At 71.9% G+C, this 24,549-nt stretch carries 7 protein-coding genes; all 7 read right to left on the bottom strand.

Features of this window, described 5'->3' with window-relative positions:
* Positions 1-98: 98 nt before the first annotated feature.
* Positions 99-2,657, bottom strand: coding sequence for an AMP-binding protein (locus ACFWGZ_RS00750; RefSeq protein WP_382449337.1), 2,559 nt, complete (start codon positions 2,655-2,657; stop codon positions 99-101).
* On the bottom strand, positions 2,654-10,522 hold the full coding sequence (locus ACFWGZ_RS00745; RefSeq protein ID WP_382449336.1) for an amino acid adenylation domain-containing protein: 7,869 nt from the start codon (positions 10,520-10,522) through the stop codon (positions 2,654-2,656). The genes ACFWGZ_RS00750 and ACFWGZ_RS00745 overlap by 4 nt, the downstream gene beginning before the upstream one ends.
* Positions 10,515-12,431, bottom strand: coding sequence for an asparagine synthase (glutamine-hydrolyzing) (gene asnB, locus ACFWGZ_RS00740; RefSeq protein WP_382449335.1), 1,917 nt, complete (start codon positions 12,429-12,431; stop codon positions 10,515-10,517). Before asnB ends, ACFWGZ_RS00745 begins: the two co-directional genes overlap by 8 nt.
* A 5-nt stretch (positions 12,432-12,436) precedes the next feature.
* On the bottom strand, positions 12,437-14,158 hold the full coding sequence (locus tag ACFWGZ_RS00735) for an aspartyl/asparaginyl beta-hydroxylase domain-containing protein (protein WP_382449334.1): 1,722 nt from the start codon (positions 14,156-14,158) through the stop codon (positions 12,437-12,439).
* Positions 14,155-15,144 (bottom strand): NAD-dependent epimerase/dehydratase family protein, encoded by a 990-nt coding sequence (locus ACFWGZ_RS00730; RefSeq protein WP_382449333.1) that lies wholly within the window; start codon positions 15,142-15,144, stop codon positions 14,155-14,157. Before ACFWGZ_RS00730 ends, ACFWGZ_RS00735 begins: the two co-directional genes overlap by 4 nt.
* Positions 15,141-16,922 carry a condensation domain-containing protein gene (locus ACFWGZ_RS00725; protein ID WP_382449332.1) on the bottom strand — a complete coding sequence of 594 codons (1,782 nt, stop codon included), beginning with the start codon at positions 16,920-16,922 and terminating at the stop codon, positions 15,141-15,143. The genes ACFWGZ_RS00730 and ACFWGZ_RS00725 overlap by 4 nt, the downstream gene beginning before the upstream one ends.
* A partial coding sequence (locus tag ACFWGZ_RS00720; protein WP_382449331.1) for an amino acid adenylation domain-containing protein occupies positions 16,909-24,549 on the bottom strand: 7,641 nt, incomplete at its 5' end. The genes ACFWGZ_RS00725 and ACFWGZ_RS00720, both read right to left, overlap by 14 nt.

Below are 24,549 nucleotides of genomic sequence, written 5' to 3'. Positions count from 1 at the left end.
GAGGGTGGCACCCGCCGGCGGTCCGATCGGGCGCACCCAATCGCGGGTGTCTGCCGACACCGGCCGCCGTCGGCCAGACAGGGGTCCGCTGCGGGCCGTCATCGCGGTGCCCTGGTTCCGTCTCGGTGTGGGATTCCACCGAGCAGGGCGTGCACGAACCGGTCGTTCTGCTGCAGCTGCAACGGTTCGGTCAGCTCGGTGGAGTCCAGCGTGCCCACGGAGCAGAGTCCGAGACCGGTCTCCGCCGCGACGGACATCAGCAGCTGCGTCATCGCTCCCGCCTCGAACACGGAGAAGTCCCACGCCAGCTCGCCGTAGAGCGGCGTGATCGCGTCCATCCTGCTGACCAGGTAGAGGGTGAAGGCCGACTCCTCCAGCGCGGCCTGGTTGAGGTCGGCGTGCGCGGTGGCGGGGATCCGGCCGCCCGAGGTGACCGGCACGAGTTCGGCGCGGTCGGGACGCACGTAGTAGATCCCCGCGTCGAGGTCCCGAACGCGGTGCGGCGCCACCTCCAGGTAGACGCCCAACGGGTAGGCGTTGCCCGCAGAGGGATACCAGAACTTGGACTCGCCGCCCTGGTCCGCCGACCGCAACGCGCCGAGCAGCAGCGCGAGATCGGCGAAAACCACTGGTGCGGGAGAGAAGCGGCGTTCCGTGCGACGGGCGAAGAGCCTGGGATCGGCGTTCCCGCCCAGCCTGAATCCGGTCTCGGCGGTGTGTTCGTGCCGCACACCCATGTGCCTGTCCTTGAAGGCGTGCCGTTTCACCACTCCGACGAGCAGGTCCTCAGCCTCGTCCGGAGACCGCGTGGGCTCCTGCCGCACGGGCTCGGTGCTCTTGGCGAGCTGCGGACCGATCAGCATGGAGATCGACGGGAAGTTCAGCAGTTCCTCCACCTCGACCTCGATGTCGAGCTCGTCCTCGGCCAGCGTGGCCAGCCGCACCAGCTCGACCGAGGTGACGCCGAGGTCCAGCAAATTCGTGTCCGGCTCGATCTCGCTCACGTTGAGCACCCGGCACGCGATGGCGGTGGCCGCGGCGAGCAGGTCCGCGTCGGTCCGCGTCAGAACCTCGGGAGCGACCTCGGCGGCCCTGCTCGCCGCCGAACCGTGCATCGCGGCCAATTCTGGTCGATCCACTCGTCCGTCGGCGGTGAGCGGAAACCTGTCCAGGACCTCGATCCGGCTGGGCAACAGGTAGGGCGAGACCTTGCGGCGCAATCGGTCCAGCAGGTCGGCCCCGGTGATACTCGCTCCTGCCAGAAGACGCACGAACCCACGTGACTCGGTGCCATCGGCGACGGTGACCACTGCGGCCGAACGCACCTCGGGCATCGCAGCCAGGGCAACCTCGGTGTCGTGCACGTGCAATCGCCGGCCGTGCACGAGCAGCTGCGCGGAAGCGTCGCCGACGATCTCCACGACACCGTCCGGGAGCACCCGGCCGTACTGGGTGGTGGGCCTCAGCCTTTCACCGGTCGCGGGGTGGACGGTGCCGGAGTCGTTCTGGCCGTTGACGGTTTCGGCCACCAATCCGCCGTAGTACACCTGCCCGGTCACCCACGCGGGACAGTCGCTGCCGTTCTCCGCGAGCACGTGGACGCGCTGGTTGCGGATCGGCCGTCCGATCGGCACCGTCGGCGTCTCCCGCGCTTCACCGGCGGGCGCGTGGCAGGCGACCCACGAACCATCCGGTTCGGCCGCGGACAGGTTCGCGACGGTGACCCCCTGACCGGCGAGGTCGCCCAGCCGCCGGGTGAGGTCCACGGGAAGTCGTTCGCCGCTGACCAGCACAAGCCGGAGCTGTTCAGGCACACCTTCACCGCGATCTTCCAGCTCGGTGACCAGCAGGTCGAGCAAGTAGGGCGTGGCGTGCCACACGGTGATCTGCTCCCGCGTCATCAACGCCGGCCAGCCAGAGGAATTCCGCGCGTCGGCGTCCTCGCAGAACACCAGCGCGGCACCGGTCAGCAGACCGATTGCGGTCTCCTGGACGCCTCGCCCCGACGTGAGCGGGGTGAGCGCCAGCACGCGGTCGTCCTGGCCGATGCCGAACCGATCGGCCAGGTCGGCCACCAGGTTGAGCAGGTCCCGATGCCGCAGCACGGTCTCCGCACCACCGACGACGCACGCGGCGGCGTGGCCGTCCGTCAGGTCCGGCAGGGTCAACGGCGTCCGCGCCCGCGGCAGGTCGTCGACCGCCAGCACGCCGAGGCGTTCCGGCCAGCCCAACTGACCAAGCAGCGACCGCTGGGACACGAGGACCGCCGCGCTCGACCGTTCGACCGCCCGCCACCGGGCCACGTGCCCCGCCACGGGATCGATCGGCAACACCACCGCTCCCGCACGGAGTATGCCGAGCAGACCGATGATCTGGCCGACGCCGGGTTCCACGCACAGGGCCACCCGCTGGCCCGGCGTCACCCGCAGCTCCAGCAGGGCGGCGGCCAGGCGATCGGCCTCCACGAGCAGGTCCGCACGAGTCAGTTCGCGAGCCGGGCCCCGCGCCGCGAGGCAAGAGCCCCGCTCGGCCGACAGGGCGGCCACAGCGGCCGCGACGGTCCCCGGCGGGACATCACCGGTCAGCTCGTTCAGGCCGCGCAGCAGTTCCCGCTGCTCGGCGGGGAGCAACGACAAGTCTTGATCGACCGTGGTCATTCCAGATCACCTCCAGCTCGCTCGGCGACCTCGACGAGATCGCCGAGCACCGTGTTGAACGCGTCGAACATGCTTTCCACCAGGCCGGGCGGGAACGCGTCGGCAACGAAGTCCCAGGTGCAGACCAACGTCCCGGACCACTCGGCGACCTGGTGGTCGAGCAGCACCTGCGGCGTCTGGCTGAGCCCGTACACCGGCTTCGCCTGCCAGAAGGCGGTTTTCTCGGTTGTGTCCTCAGTGGAGGACGCGCCTCCGGAATCCAGGGTGCTGGTGAACACCACCGGCATGATCACCTCGCCCCGCCAGTCCGGCTTCCTGCGCAGCATGCGGAGCACCTCGACGCCGCTGACCAGGCTGTGTTCGAGGTCCTGCCACAGCCGCTGCTGCAACCGCTTCGCCCGCAACGGGAACGTGTGGGCACTCGCAGCGTCCACGGCGAGCAACGTGGTAGTGGTGAAGTCCCCGACCAGAGCATCCACATCGGAGTGCAGGGGGAACCGATTGGACGTCGTGACGTTCAACGTGAAGCGCGGGCTGTCGCTCCAGCGCGCGAGCACCTCACTGAACGCGGCGCAGAGCGTCCCGGAGGGCGTGAGCCCGTTCGCCGCCGCCCACTCCCGCACCGCGTGCCACCGCTCCGGGTCGAGTTCGGTCTGCAGACGGTGGAACCGCGGCGCCACGAGGTCCTGGGGCCGCCGCAGCAGTGGCAGTCCCGGAGCCGGGGGCAGTTCGGTCAGCCTGGCCGTCCAGTGGTCCCGGGCACGGCGGTGGTGGTCGCTCCCCTTCAGCTCCTCCGCCGCCAGGACGTAGTCGCGGAAGGTACAGCCGAACTCGGGCAACGAGGCAGCGGGATCGTGGTAGAGCGTCATCAGCTCCTTCGTGAGGATCCGGCTGCTGTACGAGTCGGCGATGAGCAGGTCGATCCCCAGGTACAGCCGGGTGACGAGGTCGTCGAGCCGATGGGCGCGCAGGTCGAACAGCGGCCACTGGCCAGCGTCCCGGACCTGGTGCGACATCTCGGCGCGGATCGCGGCGAGACGCTCCGCCGCGGTGTCGGGGTGCTGGGAACGAAGGTCCTCGGTGCTGACGCGGTACGGGGGAACAGAGGGAAGCACCTGCTGGCTGCCGTCCCGTCGCACCACGGTCCGAAGCGCGTCGTGCCGGTCCACGAGCAACCGCACCGCCCGTTCCAGGCGGCCGAGGTCCAGCTCCTCGACGTCCATCTCCAGGTAGGCGTACGTGGCGACACCACCGAGCCCGAGGCCGGTCCGGCGGCCCAGCCAGTAAGCGTGCTGGATGTCGGTCAGCGGGAACGGCTCGTACCGGTCGTCGGGACGGGGCACCAGGGGTTGCAGGACACCGGATCCGGAGTCCGCGCCGCTCAGCGCCTCGGTCACCGCCTCGGCCACCGCGGCGAGCACCGGATTGTCGAACAGCCTGGTCAGCGGGATGCGCACACCCCACAACTCTTGGAGCTTCGTGTTCAGCCGGATCGCCTCCAGAGAGGTGCCGCCGAGCGCGAAGAAGTCGTCTTCCGGCCGCGCCACCGGCACGGACAACAGCTCCCCCCACAGCACGCCGAGGTCCTCGATCACCCCGGCGACGCGCGACGGGTCCACCGGCGCCGTCGCCTGGATCTGTCCGTCTGCTTGCGACACACGCTCCTGCAGGGCGGACCGATCGACTTTTCCGTTGTCGGTCAACGGGAGGTGCTCGAGTTGCCGGAACAGCGCGGGCACCATGTACTCCGGCACGATCTCCTTGAGCCGGTCGCGCAGCGAGGCGGGTTCGAGCGCCGTTCCCGCCTCCGGCACCACGAAGGCGACGAGCCGCCGTGCTTCACCGGGCGCGCCCACGGCCACCACCGCGGCGGCCTGCACCCCGGGGAGTCGTTGCACCGCCGTCTCGACCTCTCCCAGCTCGACGCGGTACCCGCTGACCTTCACCTGGCCGTCCTCGCGGCCGAGGAACTCCAGGTTGCCGTCGGGCAGGTGCCGGGCCAGATCACCGGTCCGGTAGAGCCGCCGGCCAGTCTCGGGGTCGAGCGGGAACCGGTGTGCGGTCTGCTCGTCGTCCCGCCAGTACCCCAGCGCGACACCCTGTCCGCCGAGGTACAGCTCCCCCGTCACCCAGTCCGGGCACGGCCGCAGGTGCTCGTCCAGGACACGTGCGGACTGGCCGGGCATGGCGACGCCGTAGGGGACGCTGGGCCAGTCCCGTTCCACCACACCGATCGGGTACCAGACCGACCAGATGGATCCCTCCGTCGCGCCACCGAGACTCAGCACGGTCGCGCTCTCGGCGAGCGCGCGGACCCGGTCGGGCAGCGCGATGGGAATCCAGTCGCCGCTGAGCATCACCAGCCGCAGCGAGGCGAGGGCGTCCGGGGCCAACGGCTCGGCGTAGTCGGCGAGCACCCCCGCGAGCGCGGGCACCGAGTTCCACACGGTGACCCGCTCCCGCCGGACGAGATCGGCCCAGTGCGCCGGATCTCGGCGCTTCCCGTGTTCCGGCAACACCATCGTGCCGCCGGCCGCGAGGAGTCCGAAGAGGTCGTAGACGGCGAGGTCGAAGCTGAGCGACGACACCGCGAGGACCCGGTCGTCCGGCCCGATCCCGAACCGCGCGTTGACCGCGTCGACGGTGTTGGCGGCACTCCGGTGGTCGATCATGACGCCCTTGGGCGTCCCGGTGGACCCGGACGTGAAGATGACGTAGGCCAGGTCGTCCGGATCGACGGACACCCCAGGCGGCGTCGTGCACGGGTCGAGTTCCGCCGGAGTGTCGAGGTCCACCACCTGGACACCGGGCAGTCGCGGCAGCTGTCGCGCGGCCTCGCCCGCGGTGAGCACGGTCCGCAGCTCCCCGCGTTCCACGAGGTGTTCCAGCCGTGCCGGCGGCAGGTCGGCGTCGAGCGGCAGGAAGGCCATCCCCGCCTCGAGCACGCCCAAGGCGGCGGCCACCTGCTGCCACCCCTTGCGGATCGCGATCCCGACCAGGGTCTGCCGCGGGCCTCCCTGTCCGAGCAGCGTGCGCGCGACCTGATGCGCCCGCGCGGCCAGGTCGCGATAGGTCATCCGGGTCCGGCCGTCGACCACCGCCACCTGGTCCGGCCTGCTCTCGGCCATCGCGAACACCGCGTCGTGCAGGCACCGGGCCGCAGCGACCTCCGACTCGACGGTGACGCTCGCCCGCACGGCCGCCTGCGCCTCCGGGAGCGTGGTTCCCGGCGGCTCCGCCCACACGGCCTCGTCCGCGACCAGCCGGCCGAGCAACCGCTGGTACTCGCCGAACATGCCGTCGACGACACCGGGGCTGAACAGCTCGTCCACCGAGTCCCAGTTGTAGACGAGCGCGCCGTCCTGCTCGCCGACCTGGTGGTCCAGGTGCACCTGCGGCGTCTGCGTGACACCGAAGCCGACCTGGCCGAAGGGAGAACCGGTGTCGTCGCCGCCGGACGCGCCGGCCACCGGCAGGTTCGACGTGAACACCACCGGGGTCAGCAGCCGCGGCGGCAGGCCGCGGTCCCTGGTCCACTGCCGCATCACCTCGACCCCGCTGACCTGAGCGTGGTCCAGGTCGTCCCACAGCCGCCGTTGCAGCGCGTGGGCGTGGGCGGCGAAGGTCGTCCGGGCGCGGCGGTCGACCTCGAGCACGGACAGCGTCGTGAAGTCACCGACGAGACCGCTGACCTCGGGGTGCACCTGGTCGCGCTGGAACACGGTGAGCATCAGGCTGTAGTGCGGCCGCCTGCTCCACCGGGTCACGATCTCGACGAAGGCGTTCAGCAGGAGGGCGGACGCGGTCAGCCCGTGTTCCGCGGCCCTGGCCTTCAACGCCGACCAGTCGCGCTCGTCCAGCCGCCCGGAACGTCGAGCGAACCGGGGCTGCCCGACGTCCTCCGGCGTCGTGGCCATCGGGAGTTCCGGCCCTGCCGGCAGTTCGGCGAGCCGATCCCGCCAGTACGCCTGTGCCTTCTCCCGAGCCGGTTCCCGGCGGCGGCGCTCCTGCTCGAGCACGTAGTCTCGGAAGGTGAGGCTCAGCGGCGGGTGCGCGTCGCCGCGTCCCGCGTAGCGGTCCGCGAGCTCGGTCATCACGAGACCGAAGCTGTAGGCGTCGCAGACCAGGGCGTCGATGCTGATGTGCACCACCGCGTCCTGGTCCTGCATCCGGGAGACCCGCACGTCGAACAGCGGCCAGGTGTCGGCGGGCAGCACCTGGTGCGACATCTCCTCGCGCCAGCGGAGCATCCGCCGCTGCCGCGTGGAGGTGTCGTCCTCCCGCAGATCCTGGCACTCGACCAGGTACCGGGGAACCGACTCCAGCACTCGTTGCGTGCCGTCGTCGGACATCACCGCCCGCAGCATCGGATGCCGTCCGACCACCTCGTTGAGGGCGGTCTCGAACCGGTCGACGTCGAGTCCGGCGGCGTTCAGCTCCATGTAGGCGTGGGTGGCGACCTCGCCCAGGTCGAGCTCGGCGTCGCGGCCGACCAGGTAGGCGCGCTGGATCTCGGTGAGCGGGAACGGGTCGTGCAGCGCCGCCGGATCGGGCACGACCTGGGCGACCGGGCCGGATGCCACCCGCTCGGCGGGCAGAGCGGCGCCTTCTCGCTCCAGGCGAGCGGCCAGGCTCGCGGCGGTCGGAGCCGCGAGGAGGTCACCCAGCGAGACCGCGACGCCCAGACGTTCCCGCAGCACGGCGGCGACGTGGGCGGCGAGCAGCGAATGACCGCCCAGCAGGAAGAAGTCGTCGGCGGCGTGCGGGCGGGTGGTGACGGGCAGGACGTCCTCGAAGACGTCGAGCACCACGGCCTCCAGCGGCGTGCCCGGCCCGGCCGGAGCGCCTCGTCCCTGCTTGCGGCCGGGACGGAGCAGGCGCGGGCGATCGACCTTGCCGCTCGCGTTCAGCGGCAGTTCCGGCAGCCGGACCATTGCGGCGGGCACGGCGTACGACGGGAGCCGATGCCGCAGGAAGGCGGTCAGGTCGCCGGGAAGCTCGGTGTCGTCCACCGTGACCACGTACGCGACGAGCGACCGGTCACCCACCGCGTCCGGCTGGGCGGTGACGGCGGCGTCCCGGACCTCCGGGTGCTGCCGCAGGGCGCCCTCCACCTCGCCGGGCTCGACCCGGTGGCCCCGGATCTGCACCTGCGAGTCCATCCGGCCGAGGTGGTCCAGGGCACCGTCCACGCGGCGGCGGACCTCGTCGCCGGTGCGGAACCACCGCCGACCGGCACCGCCCGCTCCGGGGACCGGGACGAAACGGGCCGCGGTCTCGGCCGGGCGAGCGTGGTACCCGAGAGCGAGACCGGCGCCTCCGACGTGCAGTTCGCCCACGCCCAGCAGAGGTGCGGACACGCTGGACGGGGTCAGCACCTCCGTCGTCACCCCGTCGAGAGGGGTACCGATCGGGACCGCGGGCAGGTCCGCCCCGGGCACGACCTCGAACGCGGTCGCGTCCGCGGCCACCTCCGCGCTGCCGTAGAGGTTCAGCAGACGGCGTCCCGGCAGCCTCCGGTGGAACCGCTCCGCGAGCCCGGCGCTCAAGGACTCCCCGCTGCTGACCCACGTGTGCAGGTGCGGCAGGTCGTGCTCCAGGTCCGGGCGGTCGTCGAGGAGGATCCGCAGCAGCGACGGGACGGTCACCAGCCGGGTCACCCGCTGTGCGGCGAGCACCTCGACGAGCCGGGCCGGGTCGGCCGTGTCCCCGGCGCCCACGACCACGAGGGGCACACCGGACAGCAGCGGGCCGAACGTCTCCCACACCGCGTCGACGAAACCGGGAGAGGTCCGGGCCGCCCAGACCTCGGTGTCACCGGCCGGGTAGGCGCGCTGCATCCAGCGGATCCGGTTGATCACGCCGCGATGCGTGCCGAGCACGCCCTTCGGCACGCCGGTCGAGCCGGAGGTGTAGACCAGGTAGGCCGCGGAGTCGTCGTGCACCGGCAGCGTCCGCCGGTGGGCGGCGCGGCCGTCGAGCTCCCCGCCCACCGCGTCCACCACGACCTGACGGGCATCCGCCGTGGCACAGGTGTCGCTGAACGCGGCGGTGGTGAGCACGCAGCTCGGCCGGGCGTCAGCGAGGATGGTGCCGATCCGCTCCGCGGGCTGGTCCGGGTCGACCGCCACGTACGCGGCTCCGGCTTTGAGCACGGCGAGCATGGCGAGCACCGAGTGCACCGACCGGGGCAGGCAGCAGGCGACGCGGTCGCCCGGCGTCACCCCGTGCTCGGCGAGCAGGCCAGCGAGCTGGTTCGCGCGCCGCTCCAGCGCCCGGTAGGAGATCGTGCGCGATCCGTCGTACAAAGCGACGGCGTCGGGCGTGCGGTCCACCTGCTGCTCGAACAGGGCGGACACGCTCTCCCCCGCGGCGGGAACCGTTGCGGCGGGCAGGTTCCAGGGCTCGGCCAGCAGTTCGGCGCCGGTCCGTTCCACGTCCAGGACGGCACCGGTCAGCACGGTGCAGAGGTGCTCGGCGACCTGCCGGATCGTGGCCTCGGTGAACAGGTCGACGTCGTACTGGCAGGAGATCCTCACCCCGGAGGACTCCTCGCTGACCTCCACCAGCAGGTCGTACTGCGCGGCGCCGAGCTCGACCTCGAGCCGCTCGGCGGCCAGGCCCGGCAGGTCGAGTGACGGTTCCGACTGCTGAGCGACGCAGAGCACCCGGATCGGGCTCCCGGCCCCACCGGACTCGCGGTGCAGCTCCAGGAGCTTCTCGTAGGGCAGTTCCTGATGCGCCAGGCTGTCCCGCACCGCTTCCCGCACGCCCGCCCAGGTCGAGAGGAAGCTCCTGTCGTCCGCGGCCTCGAGGCGCACCAGCACCACGTTGACGAAGTAGCCGACGAGGCGCTCGAACTCCGGCCGGGTGCGCCCGGAGACGAGCGTCCCCAGCGCCAGGTCGGTCTGCCCGGTAGTGGCGCGCAGCACCACCGCGAACGCGGCCAGGACGAGCATGAACAGCGATCCGCCGTTCTGCCGGCGCAGCCGCTCGAGGCCGGCGGCGAGGTCGGCTCCGAGCACCAGGCTGTGGTTCGCTCCCGCGCCCCGCCCGGTGGCGGGCCGAGGGTGGTCCAGGGGTAGCTCGGTCTGCGGGAGGTCGACGAGCCGGTCCCGCCAGAAGGCGGTCAGCTCGCGCGACTCCGGCCCATCGGCCCGGTTCCGCTGCCACTCGGCGAAGTCGCGGTAACCGAGATCGGGCACGGGCAGTCGCACGGGCCGGCCGGCGACCAGGTCGCCGTAGGCCTCGGACAGCTCCCGCGCCAGCACGCCGTTCGACCAGCCGTCGGTAATCGCGTGGTGCGCGGTCAGGAGCACCACGTGGTCGTCGGAGCCGAGCCGGAAGACCACGGCACGCAGCAGCGGGCCGTTCCCCAGGTCGAAGGGACTGCGGGTCTCGGCCGCCACGAGCCGGTCGAGTACCTCGGTCTCGCCGGCCGACGTCAGGTCGACGATCCGGAACGGCACCGCGACCCGCTCGGCGACCGAACACGTCAGGGTGCCGTCGTCCGCGGGGATCAGGCTGGTGCGCAACGACTCCTGGCGGCATGCCACCGCGTCGAGCGCGCCTTGCAGCGCGAGCGGGTTGAGCGGGCCGCGCAATCGCACCGCCGTGGCGTAGTTGTACGCCACCGGCGTCAGCCGGCTCAGCACCCACATCCGCTCCTGGCCGAAGGACGGCCTCACCGGCCCCGCGGCCGCGTCCGGAACACCGGGTGAACCGGGTACGCCCAGCCCGGCGCTCAGCACCTCGTCGAACAGCGCCCGGCGCTCCGGCGGCAGCGCGGCGATCCGCTGCCACAGCTCGACCTCCTCGGCGGCCGAGAAGCCGGCGAACACCTGGTCCTGGTCCAGCTCAGTCACCGCTGCCTCCAACAGTCTGTGCGGCGTCGGCGGTCATGCCGAACTCGGTCGTGAGCAGGGCGGTCCCCGTCACCAGGTGCAGCAGGCGGTCGCTGTCCGCCTGTCGATCGGCGGGCCGGTCGGCCAACTCGTCGAGCAACCGGCGCACCGCGTTCGGTTCGTAGAAGGGGTTGTCCCGCATCGCCGAGTCACCGGTGAGGTCGCGCAGGAGTTCGACCAGTCCGCTGCCGACAGTGGCGGGCGGGGCGAAGAAGCCGCGCTTGCCGCCCGTGTAGACCTCGTCGGACAGCTCGGTGCGAACGGCCTCGCGGAGCACGTGTTTGCTCCGGCCCTCGGGCGCGTACCAGGACAGCGCCGCAGTCCGGACGGTGGCGAACAGGTGGTGGTCGAGGTAGGGCAGCCGCACCTCCACCGCCTGGGCGGCGTCCAGGCGCTCGGCCGCCAGCAGGTAGTTGGCCAGCCGGCCCTTGGCGAACAGGTACGAGGACTGGTGCAGCGGCGGCCGGCCGTCGAGCTGGGAGCGGGCCTGGTCCAGCAGGGGGGCGCAGGAGTCCGTCTCCTCCAGCAGGCCAGCGAACTCGCGGCGGAGCAGAGGACGCGACGGGACCACCACGGTGAGGTACCGCTGGGTGAGCCAGCTCGGCAGGAAACCGAGCCTGTCCAGCGTGCTGCGCAGATGCCGCGGCGCGCCGAAGCCGGACAGCTTGCGGTAGCCGGCCCTGGCCCGGTGCAGTGCAGCCGCGTCCTGGCTGAGCGCGAGGTCGCGCTGGGACTGCGGATACCCGGCGAAGAGTTCGTCTCCTCCTTCGCCCGCCAGGGCGACCTTGAACCCACCGGCGCGGATGGCTGCGCTGTGCAGGAACCTCGCGACGCCGTGCGCGTTCTCCTGCACCATCTCCCCCGCCCGCAGGGTGGCCACCAGGTGCGCGGCGACGTCCGCCGGTTCGACGCCGACCCGGTGGAGGGGCAGGTCGAGCCGGGCGGCGGTGCGCGCCGCCACCGGGCTCTCGTCGAGGGCGGTGTCCGGGAACCCGACGGTGAAACCGCTGACCGGGACGTGCCGTGCGGCGAGCGCGGTCATCGCGGACGAGTCGACGCCGCCGCTGAGGTGACAGGCCACGGGCACGTCGGCGATCGTGCGCAGCCGCACCGCCTCGTCCAGGGCGAGGCGAACCTCCGCCACGTGCCCGGCGAGAGCGTCCGCTCCCCGGTGCTCGGTGCCGGCCAGTTCCTCCTCGGTCGGGTAGTTCAGGTCCCAGTACTGGTGCACCGTCACATCGCCCTTGCGCGCCACCAGGTAGCACCCCGGTGGCAGCTGGCGCACTCCCGCGAACAACGTCCGGTCGGGCGGCAACGCCATCTGCAGGTGTGCGGCGTAGGCGGCCAGGTCCCACCGCGCCGGCACGCCGCAGGCCAGCAGCGCCTTGATCTCCGACGACAGGTACAGCCGTCCGTCCCGTTCGGCGTAGAACAGCGGCTTCACGCCGAACCGGTCGCGCGCGGCGAACAGCTCGCCCCTGCGCTCGTCCCACAGCGCGAAGGCGAACTCGCCGCGCAGCTCGCTCAGCGCGCGGTGCCCGTCCCTGCGGTACAGCCGAAGGGCGATCTCGCTGTCGCCGTCGGTGCGGCAGGCGTGTCCGGTGCGCGCCAGGTCGCGGCGGATCCGCCGGTGGTCGTAGAACTCGCCGTTGACGACGATCGTGACTTCGCCGGACTCGTCCCTGATGGGCTGGGCGCTGCCCGCCGGGTCGACTACGGCGAGCCGGGTGTGCCCGAGCACCGCGCGACCGGACGCGGAAGCCCAGACCCCTGTCCCGTCCGGACCGCGGGGCCGCAGGACCTCCACGGCCGCGGTCACGTCCGACGACGAGAGGCCGCCGTCACCGAAGACTCCGATGATTCCGCACACGCCGCTCACCGCCTCGCCTGCGCCGCGCGGCGCGGTGCCGGCCGGTCCGAAGTGGTCTCACCGGAGCGCGGTACCCGGAAGCCCAGCAGGATGTTCGTGCTGTCGCCGTCGTTCCAGCGCTCCTGCTCCAGCCCGTCGTCGAAGACCAGGCAACCGCCCTCCGGCCAGGAACGGGTGCTGTCGCCGACCCGGATCCCGCTGCCGGCGCTGACCACGGCACCGAACTCGACCCGCAGGAACGCGTTGCTCGGGCCGCACTCCGCCGCCGAACGCGACGCAGCGCGCAGGGACCGCAGTTCGACGACGGCGCCGGGGAAGAGCAGGGCTTCAGGGATGCCGTCGAGCGCCGCCCTGGTGACGGGCACTCCCGCGGCGGCGGCCGTCCACGCACCGTCGCGGTAGAGCACCAACGGCTCGGCTCCCGCGTGGGCGTCGTCCTCTCCGCGAGCCTCGTACACCGCGCTCAGCTCGTCGGCGATCGCCCGGTGCCGGTCCGCCAGATGAGCGGTGAACCACAGGTCGTCCCCGTCGCCTTCCGCTACCACCGGCAGGTCCGGGTGGTAGTCGACCGGACGGTGCAGGGGCGAGGCCCACAACCCCTGTCGCACCGCCAGCTCGGCGCACTGGGCCGCGGCCTCGTGCTCTGCGGCGACGTGCAGCTCGTCGATGAGCGCGCGATAGCGCTCGCGGACCCGTTCGCCCGCGCCTTCAGTCAGTTCCACCGGCCTGCCACACCCTCCGGCGACCCTGGCCGCGAGCTTGGCGGTCTCCGCGACCCTCTCGGGTTCCGTGCGCAGGAACAACGCATGGTCGGCGAACGACTTGTCCCTCGTCATGCGGTGCCGCTGGTAGGTCAGGTCGAACGTCGCCTTGTAGTCCTGGTAGTGCCGGTGCTCGACGAACACCCCGGACACGGCGAACAGCCGTTCCAGCCGCTCCGCGAGGTCGAAGACCCACTGCTCGACCTCCCACTGCTGGAAGATCGTCGGCACGAAGTAGCCGAGGGTCTCGTACCAGGACCTGCTCACGATCGGGAAGTCCCGGCCGCCGTCCGTGTACTGGTTGCCGTCGAAGTACAGGCAGAGCACTCCGTCGCCGTGGAGCGCCGTCAGCTCGGCCACCCTCCGGTCGAGGGTGGCGTCCCAGCCGTGGTCCACGTAGAGCTGGTCGTCATTGGCCATCAGGAGGAAGTCGCCCGTGGCCTGCTCGGCGAGGCTGTTCCACGCGGCGGCCACCCCGATCGACGGGCCAACGTGCAGGACGCACCGGGCGAGCCCGCCGTAGCGCAGCCGGGCCTGGGCGAACAGCTCCTCGTACTCCGGCAGCGCCGGATCGTCCTCGTCGACGTAGCACAGCACCTCGACCCGGCCGGGTGCGGCGGCGGTCCGGTGCACGCTGCGCAGGAACTCGGCCAGGTTGGCCACGCGGTGCCTGGTGGGGCACAACAGGGACAGCGACGAGCTGGGGGCGGCCGTGGCGCGCCGGGAGAAGGTCAGCCTGCTCCACAGCCGGCGCGGTTCCAGCCGCAACACGTAGGCAAGTCGTTGCCGAATCCGGATGCTGACGTTCAGCAGGCCGATGACCCACTCGCGGCCCGCGTCGTTGTCGCGCAGGGCAGCCGTGACCACGTCCTGCAGTCGCGCGTCGCGGAACCACCGGAAGTGCCCCAGCAGCAGCCTCGTCAGGTCGAGCACACCGGCCATCGCCTTGGCGCGCTCGGGTTTCACAGCGCCACCCGCTCACCGACGCGAGGCATGACGACCTGGTTCTCGATCCAGCGGTAGGTGCGGCGAAGCCCCTCGTCGAGCGTCGTGCGGGGCTGCCAGCCGAGCAGCTCGCGGCACAGCGCGTTGTCCGACACCCTGCCCAGCGGCCCGACCGGCTTGTCCGGCCGGTAGCGCGGCGTGATCTCCTTACCCGCGACGCGCGCGATCATGGCGACCAGCTCGCCGATGCTGACGCGCTCCTCGGACCCGATGTTCACCGGCTGGTCCACCGCGGACTCAGCGAGGCGCAGCAGGCCGGTGACGCAGTCGTCGACGTAGCAGTAGGACCTGGTCTGGGTGCCGTCGCCCCACACCTCGATCTCACCGCTGTCCCCCGGCACCGCGGCGACCTTGCCGCAGAGCATCGACAAGGACTTTGCGCGCAGACCGCTGTAGCTCCCCATCGGCCCGTAGATGGCGTGCAGCCGGGCCACCTTGATGTCCATGCCGTAGGTCTTGCGGTAGGTCTCGCACAGGATCTCGGTGGTGAGCTTCTCCCAGCCGTACTGCATGTCCGGCTCGGCGGGGAACACCGGCGTCTCGCGCAGCGGTGCACTGCCCGGAGTTCGTTGCAGCGACTCCGGGTAGACGCAGGCCGACGAGGTGTAGACGACCGTGCGCACACCTTGCCGGCGGCACGCGTCCAGGGTGTTGACCGAGATCAGCAGGTTGTCGTGCAGGATCTCGGCCGGTGCGGCGTGCGTCCAGCCGATGCCGCCCATGTTGGCGGCGAGTGCGAAGACGATGTCCGCGCCGCCGACCGCCGCCGCGCAGCGGTCCCGTTCGCGGAGATCGGCCAGCAGGAACTCGTCGGCCTCACTCCGCCCGTACCGCGGGTAGTGCAGGTCCACTCCGCGCACCCGTGCACGGGGGTACCGCGCACGCACAGCCCGGACCAGGTGGCCTCCCACGAAGCCACCCGCACCAGTCACCACGACCAAGGTCATGCTTGTTCTCCCGTGTCCGTCGCTCCGGCCATCGACTGCCGCCGTGCGGCCACCAGCAGTTGTCCCGCCCTGTCGTGGCGAGTGCGGAAAGTCCGTTCCCGGTGCTGTCGCAGGCGTTCGGCCAGCGGAACGCGCAGCCGGGACGGTGACTGCTCCGGGTCCTCGGTCACCGCGTCCAGGCAGGCCACGAGCGCGTCGAGCAGGCCGGCCACCTCCGCGGCGTCGAGCCGAGCCGGGTCGTGCCGGGCTCGCACCAGCAACTCGGTGCCCGGCACCACTTCCAGCACCAGCGGGTAGCCCTCGTCGACGACGGTGCGCACGTCCCCGATCGCCAGCGCTCCCGGGCTCTCCCCGGTCGCGGTCACGGGGAAGTTCTCGACCACCACGATCGTGTCGAACAGGGTGTCGCGGTGGTGCAGGCCGACGGCACGGGTGACGCCGGAAAGTGGGACGTACCCGTGCTCGCGCATCTCGGCGAGTCGGTCCTGCAGCTCCCTCAGCCAGGGCAGGGCCGACCCGGCCGCCGCGGAGCGCACCCGCAGCGGGACCGTGTTGATCAGCAGACCGACCAGCTCCGTCGCTCCGGGGAGCGTCGGAGGCCGGCCGGACACCGTGACGCCGAAGACGACGTCGTCGCTGCCGCACAGCTCCGAGAGCACCAGCGCCCATGCCCCGTAGAGGGCGGTGCTGACCGTGAGACCGGTGCCGCGGCACAGTTCTTTCAGAGCGGCAGTTCGCTCCGCGGACATGCTCAGCTCGACCTCACCGCCGCGCCGCGCGATGACCTGGCCCCGCACGCACCCCGGCCCGGCGACCCTCGTCGCCCCAGGCAGTCCGGCGAACTGCCGGTTCCAGAACGTGTCGGCGGCGGCACGATCTTGCCGGTCCAGCCAGGCCAGGTAGTCGGCCATTCCGGGCCGCCGGGGCAGGTGGGGTTCGCTGCCCGCCACCAGTGCCGCGTAGGTCGCCAGGACGTCCGCGAGCACCAGCTGCTGGGACCAGCCGTCCAGGACGAGGTGGTGGTGCGTCCACACGCACCGGTACATCTCGCCGGACTCACGCACCAGGGTCAGCCGGAAGAGCGGTGCCTTGCCCAGGTCGAAGCCTCGTTCGCGGTCCTCCTCCAGGAAGTCCGCCAGTGCCGCGTCCCTGGCCGGGCCGTCGAGGTCGCGCCAGTCGAGCAGGTGGACGTCCGGTACGACGCCGTCGGCGACGACCTGGTGCGGCCGGACGCGGTCGGCCCAGTCGAACGAGACCCGCAACGCGGGAGTCGCGTCCACCACGGCGACCCACGCCGCGCGGAACGCCTCGAGGTCGAGTTCCCCAGTCAGCGAGCAGCACGCCTGGACCACGTACGCGCCGGGACTGCTGCCGCCGACCGAGTGGTAGAGCATTCCCTCCTGCATGGGGCTGAGCGGGTAGTCGGTCGCCCGCGAGCCGGCGGCCACCGCGGTGGCCGGGAAGCCGGCGCTCGCCCGTTCCGCTACGGCGCGAACGGTGGCCAGGCCGAACAGGTCCTGGGCCGAGATCCGCAGCCCGGCCGTCTCCAATTTCGCCACGATCACAATGGCGTGCACGGAGTCGCCGCCCAGGGCGAAGTAGTCGTCGTCGAGCCCGACCTCGTCGAGGTCGAGGACTTCTTCCCAGATTCCGGCGACGGTCTGCTCGGTGTCGGTACGCGACTCCTGCTGCACGGCGGGGCCGTCGGCCAGCCAGAGGTTCAGCAATTGCTGCTTGGTGTCGGACAACCGCGCGATGCGCGGGTCAGGCTCGGTCATCACGATCTCCAGGTGCCTCCGGCCGGTCCGCCTGCCCGCGTGCTTCGCGCAGCAGCCGGTCCGCCTCCTCCTCGGTCAGCAGTTCGATCCGGTCCACCAGCCGTTCCCGGCGCTCCGGCCGTGCGGCCAGCACCGCGTGGTCGACCTTTCCGTTGCCGGTGAGCGGTAACGCGGCCAGCCGGCGCAGCTCGGCGGGGACCAGGCGGGCGGGCAACCGTCGCCGGAGCCAGTCCTTCAGCTCGGGGGCCTCTGGAGTGCCGCACCAATAGGCGATCAGCCGGGGCGTGCCCGAGGGACTGTCCCCCAGCAGGACTGCGGCGCCGGTCACGCCGGGGTGCGCGGTCAGCGCCTGTTCGATCTCGCCCGGGTCGACGCGGTAGCCGCGCAGTTTGACCTGCCGGTCGGCGCGGCCGCGGAAGACGAGCGCTCCACCGGGCAGCCGGTGGACCAGATCGCCCGTGCGGTAGCGGCGGGCACCCGGCCGGTCCGGGTCCGGCACGAACACCTCGGCGGTGGCGGCCGGCGCACCGAGGTAGCCCCTGGTGACCCCGGTTCCGCCGACCGCGAGCTCGCCCCGCAGGCCGACCGGGGAGTCGAGGATCGCCGCCGAGCTGCCCGCGATCGGTCCGCCGATCGGCACCGGGCCTTCTCCCGCCACGCCGACTCGGTGCACCGAACAGCCCACCACGGTCTCCGTGGGGCCGTACTCGTTGAACAGCACGGCATCCGGCGCGACCGCCCGGATGGCGGCAACCTGCCTGCCGTCGAGCTGCTCGCCCCCTGCCACGACGGTGAGCCCGCCGACTGTGTGCCCGAGCGCGGCGAGGTGACCCGCGACCGCGAACAGGTGCGACGGGGTGATCTTGACCAGGGTGTGGTGCCCGGTGGCCAGTGCCGTGCTCAGGTTCGTGACGTCCCTGCCGGGCAACAGGTTCGCGGTTCCCCCCGCGGTGAGCGGCGCGAGCAGGCTTGTGACGGTGAGGTCGAACGCGGGTGACGAGTGCACCGGTGCGAACGTCCGCTCGGTGATGCCGTAGGCGGGCACGCACCAGCGCAGGTAGCCGGCCAGCCCCTGGTGGTGGACACCGACCAGCTTCGGCCTCCCGGTGGACCCCGACGTGGCCAGCACGCCGGCCAGGTGGTCTCCGCGCAGCCGGGGACGACGCAGCCCGGCGCCGGACCTCGCACTTGTCCGCAGCACCGCCTCCGGCGCGACGCCCTCGGGAACCGGCACTCCGTCGGGCAGCACCACCAGGGCGGCACCCGCCTCGGTCAGCACGGCGGTCACCCGCTCCGGCGGGGTCTCCGGGTCGATCGGCAGATGTGCCGCGCCCGCGCGGAGAACGGCCAGCAGCCCCACCACGTAGTCGATGCTGCGTTCCGCCCACAGCCCGACCACGGTGCCGGGACCGGCGGAAAACGCCTGCAGGGTCTGGGCGAGCCGCCCCGATGCCGTCCACAGGCCCCGGTAGCTGAGGTGCTTGCCACCCTCGATCAGTGCGGTCCGGTCCGGTCCGCGACGCACGACGGCTTCGATCAACTCGTGCACGGCGAGGTCGGAGCCGGGCTCCGGGGTCAGCGTGTGGCCGGCGGGAGGACGGGCTTTCGCTTCCCAGTGCGGCGAAGCGTTGTGGGGCCGTCTGGCCGCCGCCTGGAGCGCGGCCGTGAACAGCGCGCCGATCTCGTCCACCTGCTCCGCCGGGACCTTGGCCGGGTCCGCCTCCAGCAGCAGCCGGAGACGGCCGGACCCGGCGTCGACGTTGAAATGCGCGGTCAGCGGTACGTAGGTCTGGTCGGGGGCCTGCAGATCGGAGACCCGCATCTCCTCCACCGCGGACACCTCGCGGTAGAGGTGGAAGTGGGTGAAGACGAAGAGCGTGTCGAACAACGCACTGGCGCCGAACTCCCGATTCAGTGCGACCAGCGGGTAGCGGCGATGGGGCGAGGTCCGCCGCTCCGCCGCGTACGCGGAGCGAGCGAGGTCGGCCCAGGTCGCGTCGGCGGGCACGGTGACGCGCAGGGGGAGGATGTTGTTGAACACGCCGACCACGCGGTCGCCGTCCAGTTGTTCCGGCCGGCCGTTGGTCTCCAGACCGGTGACGGTGTCCTCCACGCCGGTCAACGCGCGCACCACCCGCAGGTGCACACCGAGCAGGACGTGCTTGAGCCCGACGCCCAGTTCGGTTGCGAGTGCGGAGAGCGCGTCCCGCACGTCGTCGTCGACCTCCAGCACGGTTCGTTGTTGCAGGACCGGATGCCGCGTGGCGGACTCGGTCGCCCGCTGCGGCAAAGTGGACGGTGGGGCGCCTTGCAGTTCCGTCGCCCAGAAAGCCTTGTCCTGCGGCGAACTCATCGCCGCGCGCTCCAGTGCAACGAAGTCCGCGTACCCGGTCCGCAACGGAGCCCGGTGCCAGGTCTCGCCTCGGGCCGCCGCGCGGTACGCGTGCAGGATCTCGGTGAGCACCAGCGCGGTGCACCAGCCGTCGAGTGCGAAACTGCTGACGGTGAATCGGAAACCGGAGCCGTGGTCGTGTGCGGTGAACCGCACCAGCGGGCCGTGGTCGAGGTCGAAGTGGCGCTTGCGCTCCGCCGCCATCCACGCGGAGAACCGTTCCTCGCGGTCGGGGTGGATGCTCAGGTCCACCACCTCGAGAGGCAGGCGGGGCACGTCGCTCCAGACGAGCTGCACCGGTTCGCCGTGACTCGTGAGGTCGAAGGACGACCGCAGGTAGGGATGACGGGCCAGCACCAGGCGAACGGCCTGCGCCAGTGCGGAGGGCAGGAGAACGGCGGACACCGCGACGCTGGTCACGTAGACCTCGTAAGCCGGGTCGTTGTCCCCATGTGCCAGCAACGCCCGCTGCGCCATCGAAACGGGGTACGCGTCGGCCAGTCCTCTCCGCCCCGCCAATTCCGGGCACAACGCGAAGGGCGGCAGGGTCCTCTGCTCCGCCTCGGCGCCGGGCTGCCGGCCCTCCAGATGCGCGGCCAGGGACGCGACGGTCGGGTGGGCCATCAGCTCGGCCACCGTGAAGCCCGCGCCGGCCTCCCGCGCGGTCGCCGCGATCGCGATCGCGAGGATCGAGTCTCCGCCGAGGGAGAAGAAGTCGGTGTCGACGTCGATCTCGGGCCTGCCCAGGTGCGCGGACCACAGGTCGGCGAGCGTGCGCTCCGCCGGCGTCCGCGCCAGGGTCGTCCGCTGCTCGCCGTCAGGCCCGGGAGCGGGCAGGGCGCGGTGGTCGAGCTTGCCGGCGCGCGTGATCGGCAACGCCTCGACCGCGACGATCCGGGCAGGCACCGACCGTGCGGGCACCAGCTCTCGCAGCCGCTCACGCAGTTCGGCGGGGGCAGGCGCCTGCGGTCCGCTGACGTAGCCGATCAACCTTCCGTCGCGCACGACCGCCGCCGCGTCGGTCACTCCGGGCTGGGCGCGCAGCGCCTCGGTCACCTCGCCGAGCTCGACCCGCTGCCCACCGATCTTCACCTGGTGGTCGGTGCGACCGAGGAAGACCAGCGCACCGTCCGGCCGGCGCCGCGCCCGATCGCCGGTGCGGTACAGGCGGCCGCCCGCCGCACCCGGATCGGGCAGGAACGCCGCCGCCGTCTTGGCCGGGTCGGTGACGTAGCAGGTCGCGAGCCCGGCCCCGCCGAGGAACAGCTCTCCCGCGATCGGCCTCGGCACAGGGCGGAGCCGGCGGTCGAGCACCCGCGCCGAGGTGTTGCTGATCGGCAGGCCGATCGGCACCGGCCCGCGCTCGGACGGCGCGCACCGCCAGGCGGTGACGTCGACGGAAGCCTCGGTGGGACCGTAGAGGTTGTGCAGCTCGGCGTCGAAGAGTTCGAAGAACCGTTCAGCGGCAGCGGAAGGCAAGGTCTCGCCGCTGCACACCACCCTGGTCAGCGGCGAGGCCACCGTGGCCGTACGAGCTACCTCGGCGAGGAACGGCGTGAGCATGCTCGGCACGAAGTGCGTGGTGCTGACCGCGGCGCGCGTGATGAAAGCCGCCAGCGCACTCGGGTCGCGGTGCAGTCCGGGCGGCGCGAGCACCACCGTTCCGCCGGCGATGAGCGGCCAGCACAGCTCCCACCAGGAGACGTCGAAGCCGACCGGGGTCTTGTGCAGGACCCGCTCCGCCGGAGCGAGCCGGAAGTGCTCCTGCATCCAGTGCAACCGGTTGACGATGCCGCGGTGCGGCACCAGCACGCCCTTCGGTGCGCCGGTCGACCCTGACGTGTAGAGCAGGTAGGCGGGCTGTTCCGGGTGAACCCGTGCCGAGTACCCGGTACAGGGCCGCCGGGCCAGCGCCGTGGTGTTGAGGCTCCGGACGGGCAGGGCGAGGCCGTCGCCCGCCACGTCGTCCCCCGTGAGCAGGAACCGGGCTTCGCTGTTCTCCAGCACCACGGCGTGCCGCCGCGCCGGGTCGTCCGGGTCGAGCGGCAGCACGGCGCATCCGGCGTGCAGCACCGCGAGATAGGCGATCGGCAACGCGACACCGCGCTGGTGCAGCACCGCGACGGGCTCACCCGGCATCGCGCCGAGGGCACGAAGTTGGGCGGCGACCCTGGTCGCGGACCGGTGCAGCGCGGCGTAGCTCAGCGTGCCGTCCACCGCGGCCACGGCGGTCGCGTCCGGACAAGATCGCGCGGTCCGCGCGATCAGGCGGTGGAGGCCACCGAGGTCCTCCCAGGTCCGCGCGGGTCCCTCGTCGGCGTCCGAGCCGTTGTCCCGCAACGGAATCGCGTACACCGAGCGCGCCGGGTTCGTCACCAGGGCGCGCAACAGCTCGGTGAGGTGTCCGGACATCCCGGCCACCGTGGACTGGTCGAACAGACCGGTGCGGTACTCCCAGCACCCGGTCAGCTCGTCACCCAGCCGCGCCATGCTCAGGCTGAGGTCGAGCTGCGACCAGCGACGGGGAACGTGGACGGGCGTGACGGTCGCCGTGCCGAACCCGACCCGGCCGGCGGATCCCTGCGCCAGCGCGAACGTCCCGCCACGGCGCTCGCCGTACTCCTGCTGCAGCACGAACTGGCTCTGCACCAGGGTGGGGCGGCCCGCGTCGCGGTCCGGCGCCAGCTCGGTGATCATGCGGCGCAACGGGTACCGGCCGTGGTCGACGGCGTCGCGCAGCAGTTCCGCCGACTCGGCGAGCAAGGCGTCGAACGACGTCTCCTCCGGACACCGGGAGCGGAGCGGGACGGCCTGGACGAAGTAGCCGACGGCGTCGGCCAGGGCCTCGGAATCCCGTCCGGCCAGCAACGTGCCCAGCACCAGGTCGGACTGGCCGGTGTAGCGGTGCAGCAGCACCCGGTAGGCGGTGAGCAGGACGGTGAACAACGTGCAGGACCGTTGCCGCGCGAAGGCTCGGAGAACGCGCACGAGGTCGGAGGGCAGCCGGAACTCCACCGTCGCGCCGCGGAAGTCGCGGTGCTGGGGCCTGGGGCGGCATGTGGGGAGTTCGAGCGTCGGCGGCGCCTCCGCGAGCGTGCGGTGCCAGAAGTCCCGATCCCGGTCGTGGGACGGGGACCGCAGGTAATCCGTCGCTGCGGCCAGCCCGACGGCATGCGGGTCGTGGCTGCTGAACGGCTCCTGCGGCAGCGAAGCTGTTCGCCCTTCGCAGGAAGCACGCACCTCGTCCAGCACCACCAGGAACGACCACAGGTCCATCACGAGGTGATGCGCGACCAGCACGAGCAGATGGGTGCGTTCGTCCCGGTGCACCAGGGTCGCCGCGAACGGCGGTGCCGTGGTCAGGTCGAACGGTCGCTCCGCCAGTTCGAGCAGGCGAGCAGCGAGATCGTCCTCCGTATCCGTGGTCGCGTCGACCACCTGCAAGACAGGCCCGGTGTCGTTCACCTGGCACCATGGGCGGCCCTTTCGCACCGGGAAGGAGGTCCGCAGCGCGGGGTGCCGTGCGACGAGCGCGTCCACCGCCTCGTGCAGGACCGCGATGTCGAGCGGCCCGTCGATCCTGAGGACGCGGGAGAGGATGTAGGCCGCACCTGTCGGATCGAGCTCGTGCTCGAACCACAGAGCTTGCTGTCCCTCGCTGAGCGGTAGCAGACCGGGTTCCGGCGACACCCCGCCGAGCCGGGGGGTGGCCGCGGTCCCGTTGTCCTCGTCGGCCAGGATCAACGCGGCGAGATCGTCTGCGCTCACCTGGTCGGCGAGTGCGGTGGCGCCGAGGTCCACCCCGTACCGCCGCTGCACCAGGTGCCGCAGCTCGATCGCCTTCAGCGAGTCGAGCCCGAGCCTCATCAGGGGTTCGCCTGGACGTGGCGTCTCCGCGGAGACCCCGGCCAGCGCCGCAGCCGTCCGTCCGATCGCGGCAGACAGCGCCGCCCCTCGCGCGCCAGGCTCGAGTGCCTCGATCTCGATCCGGCCGGGCAGGTCGGGAACGGTGTCCCGGCTGGTGCTGACCACGCCGACCACCCGGAGAGCGCCGTCGAGATACAGCTGGCGGCACTGCTGCCTGCGCACCTTCCCGCTCGTCGTCTTCGGGATGCCGCCCTTGGCGACGAACACGACGTGCCGGGTCTCGACGCCGTGCCGGTCGACGATCGCCCGCCTCACCCGCGCGGCGATCGCGTCGACGTCCCGCACGTCCTTCGGCGAGGCGAGCTCGTAACAGAGCACCACGCTCTCGACGCCGTCGAGGTCCACCGAGATGGCGGCTCCGCACGACGGGCGCAGCGCCGGGTCGGCCCGTTCCGCGGTGTGCTCCAGGTCCTGCGGGAGATGGTTCTCGCCGCGGATGACGATGACGTCCTTGCGCCGGCCGGTGATGTAGAACTCGCCGTCGAGGAGGACTCCGAGATCGCCGGTCCGAAGGTAGGACCGGCCGGAGACACCCGCGAGGTGAGCGCCGAAGGTCTCCGCGGTCTCCACCGGACGGTTCCAGTACCCGGCGGCGACACTTCTCCCACTCAGCCAGATCTCACCGACGTGGCCGGGAGGAACGGGCGTAAGGGCCACCGGGTCGACGATTGTCACCTCGGTCCCGGGAACCGGGTCTCCACAGCTGACCAGGGTGGTGCCGGGCTCGTCCGCGCCGACTGGGGCGAGCCTGCCCCGGCGAAGCGCGGCCAGGTCGGCGCGCATCGTCGTGTGCGGCTCGGCCGCAGGCGTCGACGCCACGATCAGGGTGGCCTCGGCCAAGCCGTAGCAGGGGAAGTGGGCGGCCGGGGCGAACCCCGCCGAAGCGAAGCCCGCGGTGAACCGGCGGAGCGTCTCGTGCCGCACCGGTTCCGCGCCGTTGTAGGCAACGGCCCAGCCGGACAGGTCGAGCTCGGCGCGCTCCTGTTCACTGACCCGCGTCAGACACAGCTCGTAGGCGAAGTTGGGTCCACCGCTGACGCGAGCTCGGTAGCGCTCGACGGCCCGCAGCCACGCGAGCGGCGAGCGGAGGAAGGCCTCCGGTGGCATCAGCACGGATCGTGAACCCAGGTACAGCGGCTGGAGGACGTTCGCGATCAGCCCCATGTCGTGGAACAGGGGCAGCCAGCCGACGAAGTGGGAGTCCCGGTCGTTGTCGCACGCGAACTGGATCGCGTGCTCGTTGGCGAGGATGTTGGCGTGGGTGACCAGCACCCCGCTCGGAGTCCGGGTAGAGCCCGAGGTGTACTG

The sequence above is a fragment of the Lentzea sp. NPDC060358 genome (assembly GCF_042725365.1).
Classification (GTDB): domain Bacteria; phylum Actinomycetota; class Actinomycetes; order Mycobacteriales; family Pseudonocardiaceae; genus Lentzea.
Note: the sequence above shows the minus strand (reverse complement) of the source record. Positions and strands in the feature narration are given on the sequence as shown.

Bases quoted from the DNA above. Each gene is read 5' to 3' on its own strand.
- ACFWGZ_RS00725 (WP_382449332.1), bottom strand. From the start codon at position 16,922: ATGACCGAGCCTGACCCGCGCATCGCGCGGTTGTCCGACACCAAGCAG.
- ACFWGZ_RS00730 (WP_382449333.1), bottom strand. From the start codon at position 15,144: ATGACCTTGGTCGTGGTGACTGGTGCGGGTGGCTTCGTGGGAGGCCAC.
- ACFWGZ_RS00750 (WP_382449337.1), bottom strand. From the start codon at position 2,657: ATGACCACGGTCGATCAAGACTTGTCGTTGCTCCCCGCCGAGCAGCGG.